This window comes from Ornithinimicrobium carbonis (genome assembly GCF_977012275.1).
This window is the reverse complement of record NZ_OZ348993.1, coordinates 531,220-545,804: the sequence shown is the minus strand read 5'-3', so window position 1 is coordinate 545,804 and position 14,585 is coordinate 531,220. Positions and strand designations below refer to the sequence as shown.

The following is a 14,585-nucleotide window of genomic DNA, read 5'->3' as shown; positions in this document are numbered from 1 at the left end:
TAAGGATCGTGCCTTCGCCCGACCCCGACACCTCCGCGCTGGCGCACGACCTGCGCATCGCGTGCATGCGGGTCGCGCGCCGGGTGCGCTACGACGCCGACAACACGATCCCGCCGCACCTGTTCAGCGTCCTGGTCCGCCTGGCCGAGCAGCCCCGCACCGTCGGTGAGCTGGCCGCGATCGAGCAGGTCAGCGCCCCCAGCATGAGCCGGGCGGTCGCGCAGGTCTGCGAGGCGGGGTGGGCCTCCCGGTCGGCCGACGAGCACGACGGCCGGCTGGTGCGCCTCACGCTGTCCAGCGAGGGCGAGGAGACCGTGCGCCGGGAACGTGCCCACCGCGACGCCTGGATGACCGAGCGGCTCGAGGGCCTCACCGGGGAGCAGCGCCGGGTGCTGCGCGAGGCCACCGACCTGCTCGGGGAGGTGGTGGACCGGTGAGCACCATGTTCGCCGCCCTGTCGGTGCGCAACTACCGCGTCTACGCCGCCGGCGCCCTCGTCTCCAACACCGGCACCTGGATGGGCCGCGTCGCCCAGGACTGGGTCGTGCTCACCGAGCTCACCGAGAACTCCGCCTCGGCCCTGGGCATCGTCACCGGGCTGCAGTTCCTGCCGATCGTGCTGCTCAGCCCGATCGCGGGGTCCGTCAGCGACGCCTTCCCCAAACGCCGCGTGATGATGATCAGCCAGTCCCTCATGGGGTTGTTCGCCGTGATCATGGGGCTGTGGGTGCTGTCGGGCCAGATGGAGCTGTGGCACATGTACGTCATGGCCTTCCTCAGCGGCGCGGCCGCGGCCTTCGACGCCCCCGCCCGGCAGGCCTTCGTCTCGGAGATGGTGCCCCCGGAGCGGCTGACCAACGCGGTAGGTCTGAACAGCGCCTCCTTCCACTCCGGCCGGCTGCTGGGCCCGGCCACGGCCGGCGTCCTCATCGCCTGGCTCGGCACCGGCCCCACGCTGCTCGTCAACGCGGCCACCTTCGCCGCGGTCATCCTGGCGCTGCTCCTCCTCGACCCCGCGCTGCTGACCCCGCCCCCGGACAGGACCGGCAAGGGGCGGGCCAAGGTGCGCGAGGGGGTGGCCTACGTCCGGGGGCGCCCGGACATCATCCTCATCATGGTGATCGCGTTCATGCACGGCACCTTCGGGATGAACTTCCAGATCACCAACGCCCTCATGGCCACCGAGATCTACGGCAAGGGGGTGCAGGAGTACGGCGTCACCGGCTCGGTCATGGCGATCGGGTCGTTGGCGGGGGCGCTGCTGGCCGCCCGGCGCGACCGTCCGCGCTGGCGGCTCCTGCTGGGGTCGCTCGCAGCCTTCGCCGTGTTCACCTTCCTCGCCGCGCTCGCCCCCACCTTCCTCGTCTACACGGTCCTGCTGATCCCCACCGGGCTGACCGCGCTGACGGTCATGGTGAGCGCCAACGCCATGGTGCAGCTGTCGGTGGACCCCGCCGTCCGGGGCCGGGTCATGGCCCTCTACATGACCGTCTTCTTCGGCGGCACCCCGCTGGGGTCCCCGCTCATCGGGTGGATCGGCGAGCACTGGGGTGCGCGCTGGACCATCCTCATCGCCACCATCGCGTGCGGAGCCACCGCGGTCCTTGCGACCATCTACGTGATGCACCATGACAACCTGCGCCTCCGGCTGCGTCCCAGCTGGCTCCGTCCGCTCGTCCTCGAGCGCGGCGCGGCGCTGACCGAACCCCTCCCCGAGAAGGTGACCTGATGAACGCCCGAGCCCGACGCCTCGTCGTCCTGCTGGCCCTGGCCGCGCTGCTGCTGGTGCCCGTGCTGGCGACCCTCGCCTGATGGCGACCTTCACCACCCGACCGACCCTGACCGGCACCCACGGGATGGTCTCCAGCACCCACTGGCTGGCGTCCCAGGCCGCCATGCGGATGCTCGAGCTCGACGGCAACGCCGCCGACGGCGCCGTCGCCGCCGGACTGGTGCTCCAGGTCGTCGAGCCGCACCTCAACGGGCCCGGTGGCGACCTGCCGCTCCTCGTCGCCTCCGCCGCCGACCCGGTCCCGCGGGTGCTCTGCGGGCAGGGGCCGGCCCCTGCCGCCGCCACCGCCGAGCACTTCGCCGCCGTGGGGCTGGACCGCGTGCCGGGAGCCGGTCCGCTGGCCACCGCGGTGCCCGGCGCCACCGAGGCCTGGCTCGTCCTGCTGCGCGACCTGGGCACCATGAGCCTGGCCGAGGTGGCGGCCCCGGCCCTGCACTACGCCCGGCACGGCCACCCGGTCCTGGAGCGGGTCAGCGCCACCGTCGCCTCGGTGCAGGGCCTCTTCGAGGAGGACTGGACGACCTCGGCCGACACCTGGCTCGTCGGTGGCGCGCCACCCGGGCCGGGGACGCTGTTCGCCAACCCCGCCTGGGCAGACACCCTCGAGCGGCTGCTCGCGGAGGAGCGCTCGTCCACCGGGACCCGCGAGCAGGGGATCGACGCCGTGCGCCGCGCCTGGTCGCAGGGCTTCGTAGCGCAGGCCGTGGACGCCTTCGCCCGCCGCGCCTTCCGTCACCCCGGCGGTCCCGTGCTGCCCGGCGTGCTCACCGGCGCGGACATGGCCGACTTCGAGGCCACCTGGGAGGACGCCGTCACCGCGGAGTGGCACGGCCACACGATCGCCAAGACCGGCCCCTGGGGGCAGGGTCCGGCCCTCCTGCAGGTGCTGGGGATGCTGGACCACCTCGGCGCCGGGGACCCCGCCGCCACCGACCTGGACACCGTCGAGGGGCTGCACGCGCTCGTGGAGACCTGGAAGCTGGCCATGGCCGACCGCGAGGCCTGGCTCGGCGACAGCACCGAGGTGCCGCTGGAGGACCTGCTCTCGCAGGCCTACCTCGCCGACCGCGCCGCGCTCGTCGGGACGACGGCCGACCGGACGGTGCGGCCCGGCTCGCCGGGCGGCCGCACCCCGCGCCTGGCCGCCCAGGCGCTCACGGTCGAGGGCGCCGGCGCCACGGACGCCACGGTCGGTGAGCCCACCGTCCCTGGCGCCCGCAGCAGCGACCCGGACGTGGACGCCGACGGCACCACCCGTGGCGACACCTGCCACGTCGACGTCGTCGACCGGTGGGGGATGCTCGTCTCGGCGACCCCCAGCGGCGGCTGGCTGCAGTCCTCCCCGACGATCCCCGAGCTCGGGTTCGCGCTCGGCAGCCGCCTGCAGATGACCTGGCTGGAGCAGGGACTGCCCAGCTCGCTCGTGCCCGGCCGCCGACCCCGGACGACGCTCACGCCCACGCTCGTGCTGCGCGACGGCATACCCGTCCTGGCCTGCGGCAGTCCCGGCGGCGACCAGCAGGACCAGTGGCAGAGCGTCTTCCTGCTGCGCCACCTGGTCGGCGGGCTGTCCCTGCAGGAGGCGATCGACGCGCCGCAGCTGCACACGACCAGCTTCCCGGGCAGCTTCGTCCCGCGCGCCACCGAGCCCGGGGTCGTGGTCGCCGAGTCCCGCCTCGGCCCGCAGCTGCTCGCCGGCCTGCGGACCCGCGGCCACGAGGTGGTCGACGCGGGTCCCTGGTCGCTGGGCCGGCTGTGCGCCGTGGCCCGCGACCCGGGGACCGGGATCCTGTCCGCCGCCGCCAACCCCCGGGGGATGCAGGGGTATGCCGTGGGGCGTTGACCCCGCAGATCACCTACCGTGGGGCTCGCCCCACCCGAGCAGGAGGACCAGTGCCCACCCCCGTGAACCTCGCCAAGCTGGCCATGAAGTACGGCCCCGTCGTCTACACGCTCGCCCAGCGCTACGGCCCCCAGGTGGCCGAGCAGATCCTGCGCAGGGACGCTCCCGCGCGGCAGTTCGTCGACGAGCAGCGTCAGCGGCTGGGCACGGGAGCGCGGAGGCACGCGCTGGCCCACGCCGACAGCGTCGTGGACGGCACGGTGCAGCAGGTCTTCCACGCGGGCGAGGCCTACTGGGTCGTCTTCTCGCGCAACGAACCGGTCGGCGTGCACCCGCACACGAACCTGCCCTACGAGACCCTCCTGCTCAACACCGACCCGGCCAAGCGCCGCCGTCCCGGGGAGCTGCGGCGGACCGTGTCCCTGCCCCGGTCGCCGCGCCGGACCCGGCGGCAGCCGTGAGCACCGGGCCGTTCTCGGCGGTGCGCGTGGACTACGAGGGGGAGGGGCTCTCCGAGGAGGTCTGCCCCCGGGCCCCGTGGTCCATCGTCCAGGACTGGATCGCCGAGGCGGTCGCCCGCCAGAGCGAGCGGGGAGACGTACCCGAACCGCTGGCCATGTCGGTGGCCACCAGCGACCCGGACGGCCTCCCGGACGTGCGCACCGTGCTCCTGCGCGACCTCGACCGGCGGGGCCCGGCGTTCTACACCTGCACCTCATCGGCCAAGGGCGAGCAGCTCGCGGCCAACCCGGGGATGGCGGTCGCCCTGACCTGGCCTGCGATGTTCCGGGCCGTGCGGATGCGCGGGTATGCCGAGGCGCTGCCCCGCGAGCAGGTCCAGAACTACTTCCGCAGCCGGCCGTGGGGCGCCCGGGTGGGTGCGCACGCCTCGGCCCAGTCGAGTCCGGTGCCCGACCGCGCGGCGCTGGAGGCGGCATACCAGCAGAGCGCGGAGCGCTTCCCGGACACCGGCTCCGCCGACGACGTCCCGCTGCCCGAGGGGTGGGGCGGCTACCGGCTCGTGGCCGACCGGGTGGAGCTGTGGGCGGGCCGGCGCAGCCGCCTGCACGACCGGATCGTGTGGGAGCGGGTCGGGGCCGGTGGCCTGGACGAGCCCGCTGCGTGGCACCGCCTGCGGCTGCAGCCCTGAGCGGCGTCGCGACGGCTCGTAGGATGGCGACGTGAGCGAGCTGATCGACACCACCGAGATGTACCTCAAGACCGTCCTCGAGCTGGAGGAGGACGGCGTGGTGCCGATGCGGGCCCGGATCGCCGAGCGGCTGGCGCAGTCCGGCCCGACCGTCTCCCAGACGGTCGCCCGGATGGAGCGGGACGGCCTGCTCCACCTCGCGCCCGACCGGCGGCTGGAGCTGACCGAGGAGGGCCGTCTCGCCGCGGTCCGGGTCATGCGCAAGCACCGGCTGGCCGAGCGGCTGCTCGTGGACGTCATCGGGCTCGACCCGGCGTTCGTGCACGAGGAGGCGTGCCGCTGGGAGCACGTGATGAGCGAGCAGGTCGAGCAGCGGATCCTCGCGCTGCTGGAGGACGGCACCACCTCGCCCTACGGCAACCCGGTGCCCGGGCTGGCCGAGCTGGGCCGGGCCGAGGCGCCCGCCGCACAGGGACGTCCGAGCGTGGAGATCGCCCGGGGACGGGACGCCGGCGAGCCGGTGGAGGCCGTGGTCACCCGGATCGGCGAGCCGGTCCAGGTCGACCCGGAGGTGCTCGGGCTGCTGCTGGACTCCGGCATCCGTCCGGGTGCCCCCGTGCGGGTGTGGGTCGAGGACGAGAGGACGATCGTGGAGGCGCTCGACGGCGAGGCGGTCTCGCTCCCGGCGGACGTGGCCGCGCACGTGTTCTGCCGGTAGCCGGTCCGGCGCACGTGTCCGGCCGGCAGGTCGGTCCCGCGGTCCCCGGCTCCGTCGCCGCGGTGTGACATCGGTCACCCCCAGGCTGGGAGTCCGGTCACGTCGGCCGGGGTCACCGCAGGTCAGCGGATCCCCCTCACCCGGAGGGGTGGCCCCTCGTCCACAGGGTCGTGACCGAAACGTGACATAGGCTCCGGGGGCTGTGTAGCCTCGGCTGCGCTCCTCTCCCCTGGAGGAGAACCCGACGCGCACCGCCGAGTCCTGTCAGCGTGTCCGGGGTCAGCACGAGCACCGCGCGACAGGAGCGGGGGACCCACCCATCCGGGGCAGCGATGCCCCTCGGGGCGAACGGTCCGGCGCCCACCGGACCAGGGGACTTCCACCCCCAGCCCGACAGCTCACCCCGCAGGCACTGGAGGACACCCGTGATGCACCGATCCATGCCCGGCCGCCACCGTCGGCCCACCCGGCTGACCGTCGCCGGAGCCACCCTCACCCGCTCGGCCGCCGTCGCCGCCACCTCCACCGGTCTGCTCGCCGGTGCCGCCGTCACCGCCGGGGCCACTCCGCAGGACCGCTCGACCGGGGTCGCCGCCGCGGACGCGGTGCTGCGCGTCGTCGACCACGTCGCCGCCACCGAGCGCCCGGCGGTCGCCGCCAAGGCGCCGCAGGTCGTGGAGGCCGCGACGTCCTTCGGGACGGCGGGCTTCTCCGCCGCCCGGGTCGTGGCCGCCACCCCCACCGCGGACCAGGCCGCGCCGCCCGTCGCCGAGCGCGAGCGCGGCGCCGCCAGCCGGAGCGGTCAGCGTCCGGCCGCGCCGGTCGCCCAGGACACCGCGACGCCGGTCTCCGGGTCCTCGGCCGAGGCCGCGCCGGTCCAGGAGCAGGTCGCCACCCAGCAGGCCGCGCCGGCGCAGACGACCGCGGCTCCACAGCCGGCCGCGGCCCCCGAGCCGGCACCCGCCCCCGAGCCGGCGCCCGCTCCGGCCGCGACAGGAGGGGTCCTCTCCGTCGCCGCCGCCTACACCGGCATCCCCTACGTCTGGGGCGGCACCACCCCGGCCGGGTTCGACTGCTCGGGCTACACCCAGTACGTCTTCGCCCAGGTCGGCATCTCCCTGCCGCGCACGGCGGCCCAGCAGCAGGCCTACGCCACCCCGGTGAGCGACCCGCGGGCCGGCGACCTGGTGTTCTACGGCTACCCCGCCTACCACATGGGGATCTACGCGGGGAACGGGATGATGTACGACTCGCCGCGGCCGGGGAAGTTCTCCTCGCTCCGCCCGATGTTCGACGGAGTCTCCGGCTTCGGTCGCGTCACCACCGGCTGACCCGACCGGCACCCTGCCCGCACGAGGGCCCCCGTCCGATCCGGACGGGGGCCCTCGTGCGGGCGCTCAGCGAGAGATCGAGGTCACCGGGTGGCCGCCTCCGCGCCCGCCTCGTCCGACTCGTCGTCGAACTCGCCGAGGATCTGCTCGAGGATGTCCTCCATCGAGGTCATCCCCACGACCCGCCCCTGCTCGTCCCGGACCAGCGCCAGCTGGGCGCGCTGCTGGCGCAGGGCGGCGACCGCGTCGATCAGCGGCATCGTGGCCTGGATGGAGGCCACCGGCTGCAGGAAGTCGCCCAGGGGGCGGTCCGCCCGGTCCCGGGCCGTGGCCAGGATCGCGTCGCGGACGTGGACGAGGCCGCGGATGCGCCGCGTGCCGGCCCGACCGGTCGGCTCGACCACGAAGAGGCGGGAGCGGCCGCTCTGCCTGCTGATCCGCTCCACGTCCGCGGCCGTCGCGGTGCGCGGGACGGTCACGGCCGCCGCCGCCGGGAACATCACCGCGGCCACCGTCTCCTGCTCCAGCCGCAGCGCCCCGGTGAGGATCTGGTGGTCGGCGTCCTCCAGCACCCCGTGCTCGTAGGACTGCGCGAGCAGCAGCTGCAGGTCGGCAGGCGTCTGCGCGTTGCCCAGCGCGTCGACCGGGTCGACCCCCACGACCCGCAGGACGAGGTTGGCCAGCTCGTTCATGACCCACAGCACGGGTCGCATGACCCAGGTGAAGGTCCGGAAGGGCAGGGCCAGCAGCACGGCCGAGCTCTCCGGGTGGGAGATCGCCCAGGACTTGGGGGCCATCTCGCCCACGACCATGTGCAGGAAGACCACGACCGAGACGGCGATCACGACCGCGATCACGTGCACCATGACCTCGGGGACGCCGAGCCAGGCGATGAGCGGGTCCAGGGCGTAGGCCAGCGCGGGCTTGGCGATGGCACCGAGGGCGAGGGTGCACAGGGTGATCCCCAGCTGCGCCCCGGCCAGCATGAGGGAGAGCTCGCGGGAGGCGTCGACGGCGGCCCTGGCCGCGCGGCTGCCGGCCTCGGCGCGCTCCTCCAGGCGGTGCCGCTTGGCCGCCACGATGGCGAACTCGGCGGCGACGAAGAAGGCGTTGGCCACCAGCAGCAGGACGCTGACGAGCATGGCGGTGGTGGTGCTCACCGGGCCACCTCCAGGCTCTCGTCGACGGTCTCGTCGGTGGCGATCAGGATCGAGGTGTCCGAGGACAGCGCCGCCCTCTCATCCTCGCTCAGCCGGGACCAGTCGGCGACGCTGCGCGTGACGACGGGGTGCAGGGCGACGGTGTCGGGGACGTAGCGGTGGACGGTGACCACGTCGATGCGGGTCTGGTGCACGTCGTCGTCCCCGTCGCCGTTGCGACCGGTCCACCGGACGAGGACGCTGTCCCCCTCCTCGGCGGTGCGGCCGAGCCGGTCCAGGACCAGGCCGGAGATCGTGTCGTAGTTCTCGTCCTCCGGGAGCTCCACGCCCGTGACCTGGGCCACCTCGTCGATCCGCAGGCGGGCGGACAGGTCCCAGATGCCGTCGGCGCGGGCCTGGCTGGTGGACTCCTCCACGTCGTCCTCGTCCCAGATCTCGCCCACGACCTCCTCGGCGACGTCCTCGAAGGTCACCACGCCGGCGAAGCCGCCGTACTCGTCGACCACGACCGCCAGCTGCTGGTGGGCCGAGCGCAGCTCCTCCAGGACCCGGGGCAGCGGGAGGGACTCGGGCACGATGAGGGCCTCGTCCGCCAGGTCGCGCACCGACGTGCCGGCGCGCGCCCGGGGGTCCACCTCCAGCAGGTCGTGCAGCCCGATCACCCCCACGACGTCGTCGATGTCCCGCCCCACGACGGGGAAGCGGGCGTGGCCCGACTCCAGCGCCTCGAGGACCACGGAGACGGTCTCGTCGGCCTGGATGGTCAGCACCGAGGGTCGGGGGGTCATGACCTCGCCGGCCACGCGGTCGCGGAAGGCCAGTCCGCGCTCGAGCAGGGTGGACAGCGCCTCGTCGAGGGTCCCGCCGCTCTGGGACTCCGCGATGATGCGTGTCAGGTCCTCAGGGGTGGCGCCCTGCGGGAGCTCCTCGACCGGTTCGATGCCCACGGACCGCAGCAGGGCGTTGGAGGCCGAGTCGAAGAGCCGGATCACCGGGCCCAGGACCGTGAGGTAGAGCAGGGTCGACCGGGACAGCGCGCGGGCCAGCGGAACCGGTCGCGCGATGGCCCAGTTCTTGGGGCCGAGCTCGCCGATGACCATCTGCAGGATGGTCGAGAACACGAGGACGCCGACCGAGAACGCCGAGATCATCGCCGCCCGGGTCAGCGGCCCCGCGTCGCCGAAGGTGTCCGACAGGCCGCGGACCAGCAGCTCCTCACCGAGGTAGCCGACGAGCAGGGCGGTGACGGTGATGCCGAACTGGGCGCCTGAGAGGGTGAAGGACAACCGGGAGGCGACCTTCAGCGCCCGCTGGGCGGGGGCGTCCCCCTCGTCCGCGAGCTGACGGAGCCGGCCGCGGTCGACGCTGACGTAGGCGAACTCCTGGGCCACGAAGTAGCCGGTCATGAAGGTGAGGACGACCACGACCGCCACTCCGGTCGCGATCAGCACGGGGTCCCCTGCCCCGGGGTGTGCAGCCGGGGCGAGCCCGGCCCGGTACTAGCGGGGTGGTCGGTGGATGACGCGTCGTTCATCCCGCCAGTGTACGGCGGGCACTAGGGTTCTCGGCGTGCCCGTCCGTGCGGTGGTGCTCCTCGTCGCCCTCGGTGGGGCGGCCGGGTCCCTGCTGCGCTGGGCCCTGGAGGGGTGGGTGGACGCCGGTGGGGGCAGCCCTTGGGGGACCCTCGCCGTCAACGTGCTGGGCTGTCTGCTCATGGGGGTGCTGCTCACCTGGCGGCGTCTGCCGTCGGTCCCCGCCTGGGCCCCGCCCCTGCTCGGCACCGGGGTCCTCGGGGGCTTCACCACCTTCTCGGGGTATGCGGTGTGGGCCCGCCTGCTCCCGTCCCCCGCCCGGGCGGACGCTGCCCTGCACCTGGGCCTGACCCCCGTGCTCTGCCTCCTCGCGCTGGCCTGCGGTGCGCTGCTCACGGGGCACGTGCTCGGCATACCCGTGCGTCCACCCCACGGCGGGGCCCGATGACGCCGTGGGTGGGGGTCCTGGCGGTCGCCGCCGGCGGCGCGGCCGGCGCGGTCGCCCGCTGGGTCCTGGCGCGGTGGCTGGGGGAGGGAGGGGGTCTCGTTCTGGCGAACGTGCTCGGGTCCGCCGCGCTGACCGCGCTGGTGCTGCGCGCCGGGTCGTGGCCGCCCGCCCTCCTGCTCCTCCTGGCGACCGGGGTGTGCGGGGCGCTCACCTCCTGGAGCACCCTGGTCGCACAGGTGTGGTGGGCCGCGGTGCAGGGCCGGTGGCGCGCCGTGCTCGCGGTGCTGGGGGGATCGCTGGGCGGTGGTCTGGCCGCCGTCCTGCTGACCTGGTGGTCCCTGAGGCGGTGACCCGTGCGCGCCGGCCGCGCCGGACGGGGCGGCCGGGCGGGCAGGGCGGGTGAGGGCCGGGGCCGACACGGCACCCGTCCTGCGGGGGTCTGTCGGTGGCACCTCCTACGGTGGTCGTGACGGTGGGCGTCGGTGGCGACCGCCGGACGGGCACCGAGGATCGAGCGAAGGAGGTGAGGGTGGTGGTCCGGTTGCTGCACACCGCCGACTGGCAGATCGGGATGACCCGGCGCTTCCTGGAGCCCGAGGCGCAGGCGCGGTTCACCGCGGCGCGCGCCGACGCCGTGCGACGTCTGGGTGGGGTCGCCCGCGACCAGGGGTGCGACCTCGTCGTCGTCTGCGGAGACGTCTTCGAGAGCAACCACCTGACCCCCCAGACCGTCCGCCGCGCGCTCGACGCGCTCCGGGCCGTGCCCGTGCCCGTCTACCTGCTTCCCGGCAACCACGACCCCCTGGACGCCGCCTCGATCTACCGCAGCGAGCTGTTCCGCACCGAGGTTCCCGGCCACGTCCACGTGCTGGACCGTCCGGGGATCCACGAGGTGGCGCCCGGTCTGGAGCTGGTCGCCGCCCCGTGGGAGAGCAAGCACCCGGGCCGCGACCTCCTCGCCGACGCCCTGGCCCACGTCCCCGAGGGGCCTGCGCCCGACGGTCTGGTCCGCGTGGTCGTCGGCCACGGTGCGGTCGACGAGCTGGACCCCGACCGGCGCAGCGACAGCTCGATCCGTACCGCTCCCCTCGTGACCGCGCTGCAGGAGGGACGGGTGCACTACGTGGCGCTGGGGGACCGGCACTCGCGCACGGCCGTCGCCGGACGTCCCGACATCTGGTACTCCGGAGCCCCGGAACCGACCCGGGAGACCGAGGTCGCGCCCGGCGACGTCCTCGTGGTGGACCTGGACCCCGCGCACGGGTCGCCGCCGCGCGTGACGCCCCACCGCGTGGCCACGTGGACCTTCCGGGTGCTCGAGCGCCGGGTCGACGGGGACGCCGACCTGGAGGTGCTGGAGCAGGAGCTGCACGACCTGCCGGACAAGGACCGCACCGTCGTGCACCTGGCGTTGGCGGGCACCCTGACGGTGCCCCAGCTGGCCCGCCTCGACGGTCTGCGGGAACGGCACCGTGACCAGCTGGGAGCCCTGGTCGAGCGGGACCACCACCAGGACGTGGTCGTCGTGGGCGAGGGGGACGAGACGTGGGCCGGTCTGGCCGTCGGTGGGTTCGTCGCCGCGGCCGCCGCCGAGATCCAGGTCGTCGCCGGCTCCGGTGTCGCCACCGGAGCGGCGGCACCGGGCGCGACGGGTGCCGACGGCACCACGCCTTCCGCCTTCGTCGCCGGCCGTCCGGACGACGGGGAGAGCGCGCGGGACGCGTTGGCGCTGCTGTACCGGCTGACCGGGGGGGCTGCATGAGACTGCACCGGATCACCCTGCGGAACGTCAAGGGGGTGGGCGAGCGCACGGTGGAGGTGCCCTCCTGCGGCGTGGTGGTCGTCGAAGGCCCCAACGAGGTGGGCAAGAGCACGCTGCTGGAGGCCTTCGACCGGCTCCTGGACCTGCGGTGCACCTCGACGAGCGCCCGCGTCCGCGCGCTGCAGCCGGTGGGGCGCGACGTCGGCCCCTACGTCGAGGCCGAGTTCACGGTGGCCGGTCGCCGGGTCCGGCTGGCCAAGCGCTGGCTCCGCTCACCGATGACCGAGCTCGACGTCCTGGCCCCCGTCCCGGAGCACCTGACCGGCTCGGCCGCCCAGGCCCGGCTGGACCAGCTGCTGGACGGTGCCCTGGACCGGACGTTGTGGCAGGCCCTGCGGCTCTCGCAGTCGGGCGACGGGTCGGTCGAACCGCTCGTCGGCAGCGGCGCGCTGAGGCAGGCCCTCGACACCGCCGCCGAGGCCTACGCCCACGACGGGAACGGCGAGCAGCTCCTGGACAAGGTCGAGTCGGAGTACCAGCGCTACTTCACCGCCCGGGCGGGCCGCCCCACCGGGGACTACCGGGCGGCCATCGAGGCCTATCACACTGCCCAGCAGGAGGTGGCCGAGGCGCACCGGCTCCTCCAGGAGGCCACCCTTCTCCTGGACCGGCAGCAGGCGGCCAGGACCGAGGTGGACCGTGCGCAGGAGGGGCTCGCGGAGGCTCAGGAGCACGCGGCCGCCGCGCAGCAGCGCGTCGCCGAGCTCGAGGGCGTCCGAGCCGCCCGGCGCAGCGCGGCGGAGGCCCACCGGCTCGCGCAGGAACGGTCCCGGGCGGCACGCCGTGAGCTGGGTGCCAGAAGGCGGCTGGTCGGCGACCTGGAGGCCCTGACCGCGCGGGTGCAGGAGGACGAGAAGGACCTGGCGGGCCTGCAGGCCCGGGCGGGTCTCCTCGTCCCCGCCCTGTCGGAGGCCGAGCATCTCCGTGGTGCCGCGGAGCAGGCCGCCGGCGTGGCGGAGGAGGCCCTGCTGGCCTCGCGCGCCGACCTGGAGCACTGCCACGACCAGGCCCGGCTGGGTGAACGTCAGGCCCTCGCCGACCGTCTGCTGCGCCTGGGGTCCGCGCTCGCCCGGGCTCGCCGCGAGGTGCCGCGGACCCCCGTGTCCACCGATGAGCTGCGTGCGCTGGAAGGTCACGAGCAGCGCCTCGCCGTGCTCACCGCACGGCACGAGCAGGCCAGTGCCAGCGTCGTCGTCGAGTCGCTCGGCGCCGACATCGACGTCGAGGTGGGGCTCGTCGACGGCACGGGCGAGGGTGAGGGCGACCGGCAGCAGCTGGGCCCGGCCACGACGAGCACCTTCAGGGTCACCCGCGACCTCGAGGTGACGGTTCCCGGAGCGGTGCGTGTACGGGTGGGCACGGGTCCTGACGCCCAGCGGCGGCAGGCGGACATCGGGGCCGCGCGCCTTGCGCTGCTGTCGGCGCTGGACCGGCTCGGCTGCGCCGACGTCGACGAGGCGCGGGAGGTCGCGACGAGGACCCGGGAGAGCGGTACCGCGGCCCGCTCACTGGCTCGGGAGCTGCAGGACCTCCTTGCCGCGCAGGAGATGGTCGGCGGGGGCACCGTCGACCTGGTCGTCGGTGGGGGCCTGCCCGCCCCGCTCCAGCACGAGCTGGACACCCTGGGTGCCCGCCTCCAGGAGGATGCCTCCCGGCGCGCGACGCAGCAGCAGGACGGCCTGTCGGTGCCCGAGGACGTGGAGGCGGCGAGGGAGGCTGAGCGCGCCGCCGCCGAGGGCCTGCGTACCTGTCGGCGACGTCTGGACGCGGCGACGACGACCGTGGACCGGTGCCGACGGCAGGCCGACGACATCGGTGCAGCGGTCGACCGCCTGGCCTACCGGCTCGAGGGAGACCGGTCGCGCCTGGCCGAGCTGGAGGCGTCCGTGGGAGCGGCGCGGGCCGACATCCAGGACGACGCCCTCGTGGCAACTGCGGACCAGGCCCGGGTGGACGAGACGGCCACGGCGGGGGAGCTGGAACGGGCCACGGCGGCAGAGGCTGCGGCGGACGTCGGCGGGGTCGCTGCGCGCGCCACGGAGGCCGAACGGCAGGTGACCCTCCTCCACCGGGAGGCCGAACGGGCCCGGGAGGTGCTGCACACGCTGACCGGCCAGGTCGAGCTCGCCGCGAGCGAGGGGCGCCAGGAGCTCTACGAGCTGGCCGAGGCGGCCCTGGACGAGGCGGAGCGGCGGTTGGCGGGCCTGGACCGGCGCGCCCGAGCCGTCCGGCACCTGCGCGGGACGCTGCACGCCCACCGGGACGCGGCCCACCGGGCCTATGTGCGCCCCTTCACCGAGGCGCTGGAGCGGCTTGGACGGCGGGTCTACGGAACGACGTTCGCCGTCACGGTGGACGAGGAGCTCTCGCTGCGTGCCCGCAGCCTGCACGGTTCCACCGTGCCCTTCGAGGAGCTCTCCGGCGGCGCGAAGGAGCAGCTCGGGATCCTCGCACGTCTGGCCGTCTCCCGGTTGGTGGAGCCCTCCCAGGGGGTTCCGGTCGTCATCGACGACGCTCTCGGGTACAGCGATCCGGAACGGCTGCAGCGGATGGGGGAGGTCCTGGGGGCGGCCGCCGGACCCGACGACCAGCTGCAGGTGATCCTGCTCACCTGCACCCCGGGGAGGTACGACGCGGTGCCCGGGGCGCGCACGGTCCGTCTGGAGCCGGAGGAGGCAGCCTCGGGGGGAGGTCGCACGGCCCGGACCGAACGGCACGGTGCACCCGTGGAGCGGAGCGCGTAAGAGGCGTCGACCCGTCGGACCGGAGGCGGCCGGCCCCGGTTGCGT

13 protein-coding genes are annotated in these 14,585 nt (G+C 74.7%); 11 read left to right on the top strand and 2 right to left on the bottom strand.

What is annotated here, in order from left to right:
* Positions 1 to 8 precede the first annotated feature (8 nt).
* The 7 genes from ACWHYA_RS02530 (at position 9) to ACWHYA_RS02500 (ending at position 6,834) form a co-directional block, all read left to right on the top strand.
* Entirely contained in the window at positions 9 to 437 is a 429-nt protein-coding gene (locus ACWHYA_RS02530) for a MarR family winged helix-turn-helix transcriptional regulator (RefSeq protein WP_425939198.1), read from the top strand.
* 5 nt (positions 438 to 442) lie between these two features.
* Positions 443 to 1,729, top strand: coding sequence for an MFS transporter (locus ACWHYA_RS02525; protein WP_425940015.1), 1,287 nt, complete (start codon positions 443 to 445; stop codon positions 1,727 to 1,729).
* An 82-nt stretch (positions 1,730 to 1,811) separates the two neighbouring features.
* The gene (locus ACWHYA_RS02520) at positions 1,812 to 3,635 is read left to right on the top strand and encodes a gamma-glutamyltransferase family protein (RefSeq protein ID WP_425939200.1); all 1,824 of its coding nucleotides are present in this window, start codon (positions 1,812 to 1,814) and stop codon (positions 3,633 to 3,635) included.
* A 50-nt stretch (positions 3,636 to 3,685) separates the two neighbouring features.
* Positions 3,686 to 4,096, top strand: a complete 411-nt coding sequence (locus ACWHYA_RS02515) for a hypothetical protein (protein WP_425939202.1) — start codon at positions 3,686 to 3,688, stop codon at positions 4,094 to 4,096.
* Positions 4,093 to 4,785 carry a pyridoxamine 5'-phosphate oxidase gene (gene pdxH / locus ACWHYA_RS02510; protein WP_425939204.1) on the top strand — a complete coding sequence of 231 codons (693 nt, stop codon included), beginning with the start codon at positions 4,093 to 4,095 and terminating at the stop codon, positions 4,783 to 4,785. Before ACWHYA_RS02515 ends, pdxH begins: the two co-directional genes overlap by 4 nt.
* Positions 4,786 to 4,816: 31 nt before the next feature.
* Entirely contained in the window at positions 4,817 to 5,503 is a 687-nt protein-coding gene (locus tag ACWHYA_RS02505) for a metal-dependent transcriptional regulator (protein ID WP_425939206.1), read from the top strand.
* 440 nt (positions 5,504 to 5,943) lie between these two features.
* The gene (locus ACWHYA_RS02500) at positions 5,944 to 6,834 is read left to right on the top strand and encodes a C40 family peptidase (RefSeq protein ID WP_448095508.1); all 891 of its coding nucleotides are present in this window, start codon (positions 5,944 to 5,946) and stop codon (positions 6,832 to 6,834) included.
* Positions 6,835 to 6,917: 83 nt separating this feature from the next.
* Here ACWHYA_RS02500 and ACWHYA_RS02495 read toward each other — a convergent pair whose 3' ends face one another.
* On the bottom strand, positions 6,918 to 7,994 hold the full coding sequence (locus ACWHYA_RS02495) for a hemolysin family protein (protein ID WP_425939210.1): 1,077 nt from the start codon (positions 7,992 to 7,994) through the stop codon (positions 6,918 to 6,920).
* Entirely contained in the window at positions 7,991 to 9,445 is a 1,455-nt protein-coding gene (locus ACWHYA_RS02490; protein WP_425939212.1) for a hemolysin family protein, read from the bottom strand. The genes ACWHYA_RS02495 and ACWHYA_RS02490 overlap by 4 nt, the downstream gene beginning before the upstream one ends.
* A 118-nt stretch (positions 9,446 to 9,563) precedes the next feature.
* Here ACWHYA_RS02490 and ACWHYA_RS02485 point away from each other — a divergent pair, with 118 nt between their 5' ends.
* The 4 genes from ACWHYA_RS02485 (at position 9,564) to ACWHYA_RS02470 (ending at position 14,540) form a co-directional block, all read left to right on the top strand.
* Positions 9,564 to 9,974 (top strand): fluoride efflux transporter FluC, encoded by a 411-nt coding sequence (locus ACWHYA_RS02485; RefSeq protein ID WP_425939214.1) that lies wholly within the window; start codon positions 9,564 to 9,566, stop codon positions 9,972 to 9,974.
* Positions 9,971 to 10,324, top strand: coding sequence for a CrcB family protein (locus ACWHYA_RS02480; protein WP_425939216.1), 354 nt, complete (start codon positions 9,971 to 9,973; stop codon positions 10,322 to 10,324). The genes ACWHYA_RS02485 and ACWHYA_RS02480 overlap by 4 nt, the downstream gene beginning before the upstream one ends.
* Positions 10,325 to 10,503: 179 nt before the next feature.
* The gene (locus tag ACWHYA_RS02475) at positions 10,504 to 11,736 is read left to right on the top strand and encodes a metallophosphoesterase family protein (protein ID WP_425939218.1); all 1,233 of its coding nucleotides are present in this window, start codon (positions 10,504 to 10,506) and stop codon (positions 11,734 to 11,736) included.
* Positions 11,733 to 14,540 carry an AAA family ATPase gene (locus ACWHYA_RS02470; protein ID WP_425939220.1) on the top strand — a complete coding sequence of 936 codons (2,808 nt, stop codon included), beginning with the start codon at positions 11,733 to 11,735 and terminating at the stop codon, positions 14,538 to 14,540. The genes ACWHYA_RS02475 and ACWHYA_RS02470 overlap by 4 nt, the downstream gene beginning before the upstream one ends.
* Positions 14,541 to 14,585: the final 45 nt, after the last annotated feature.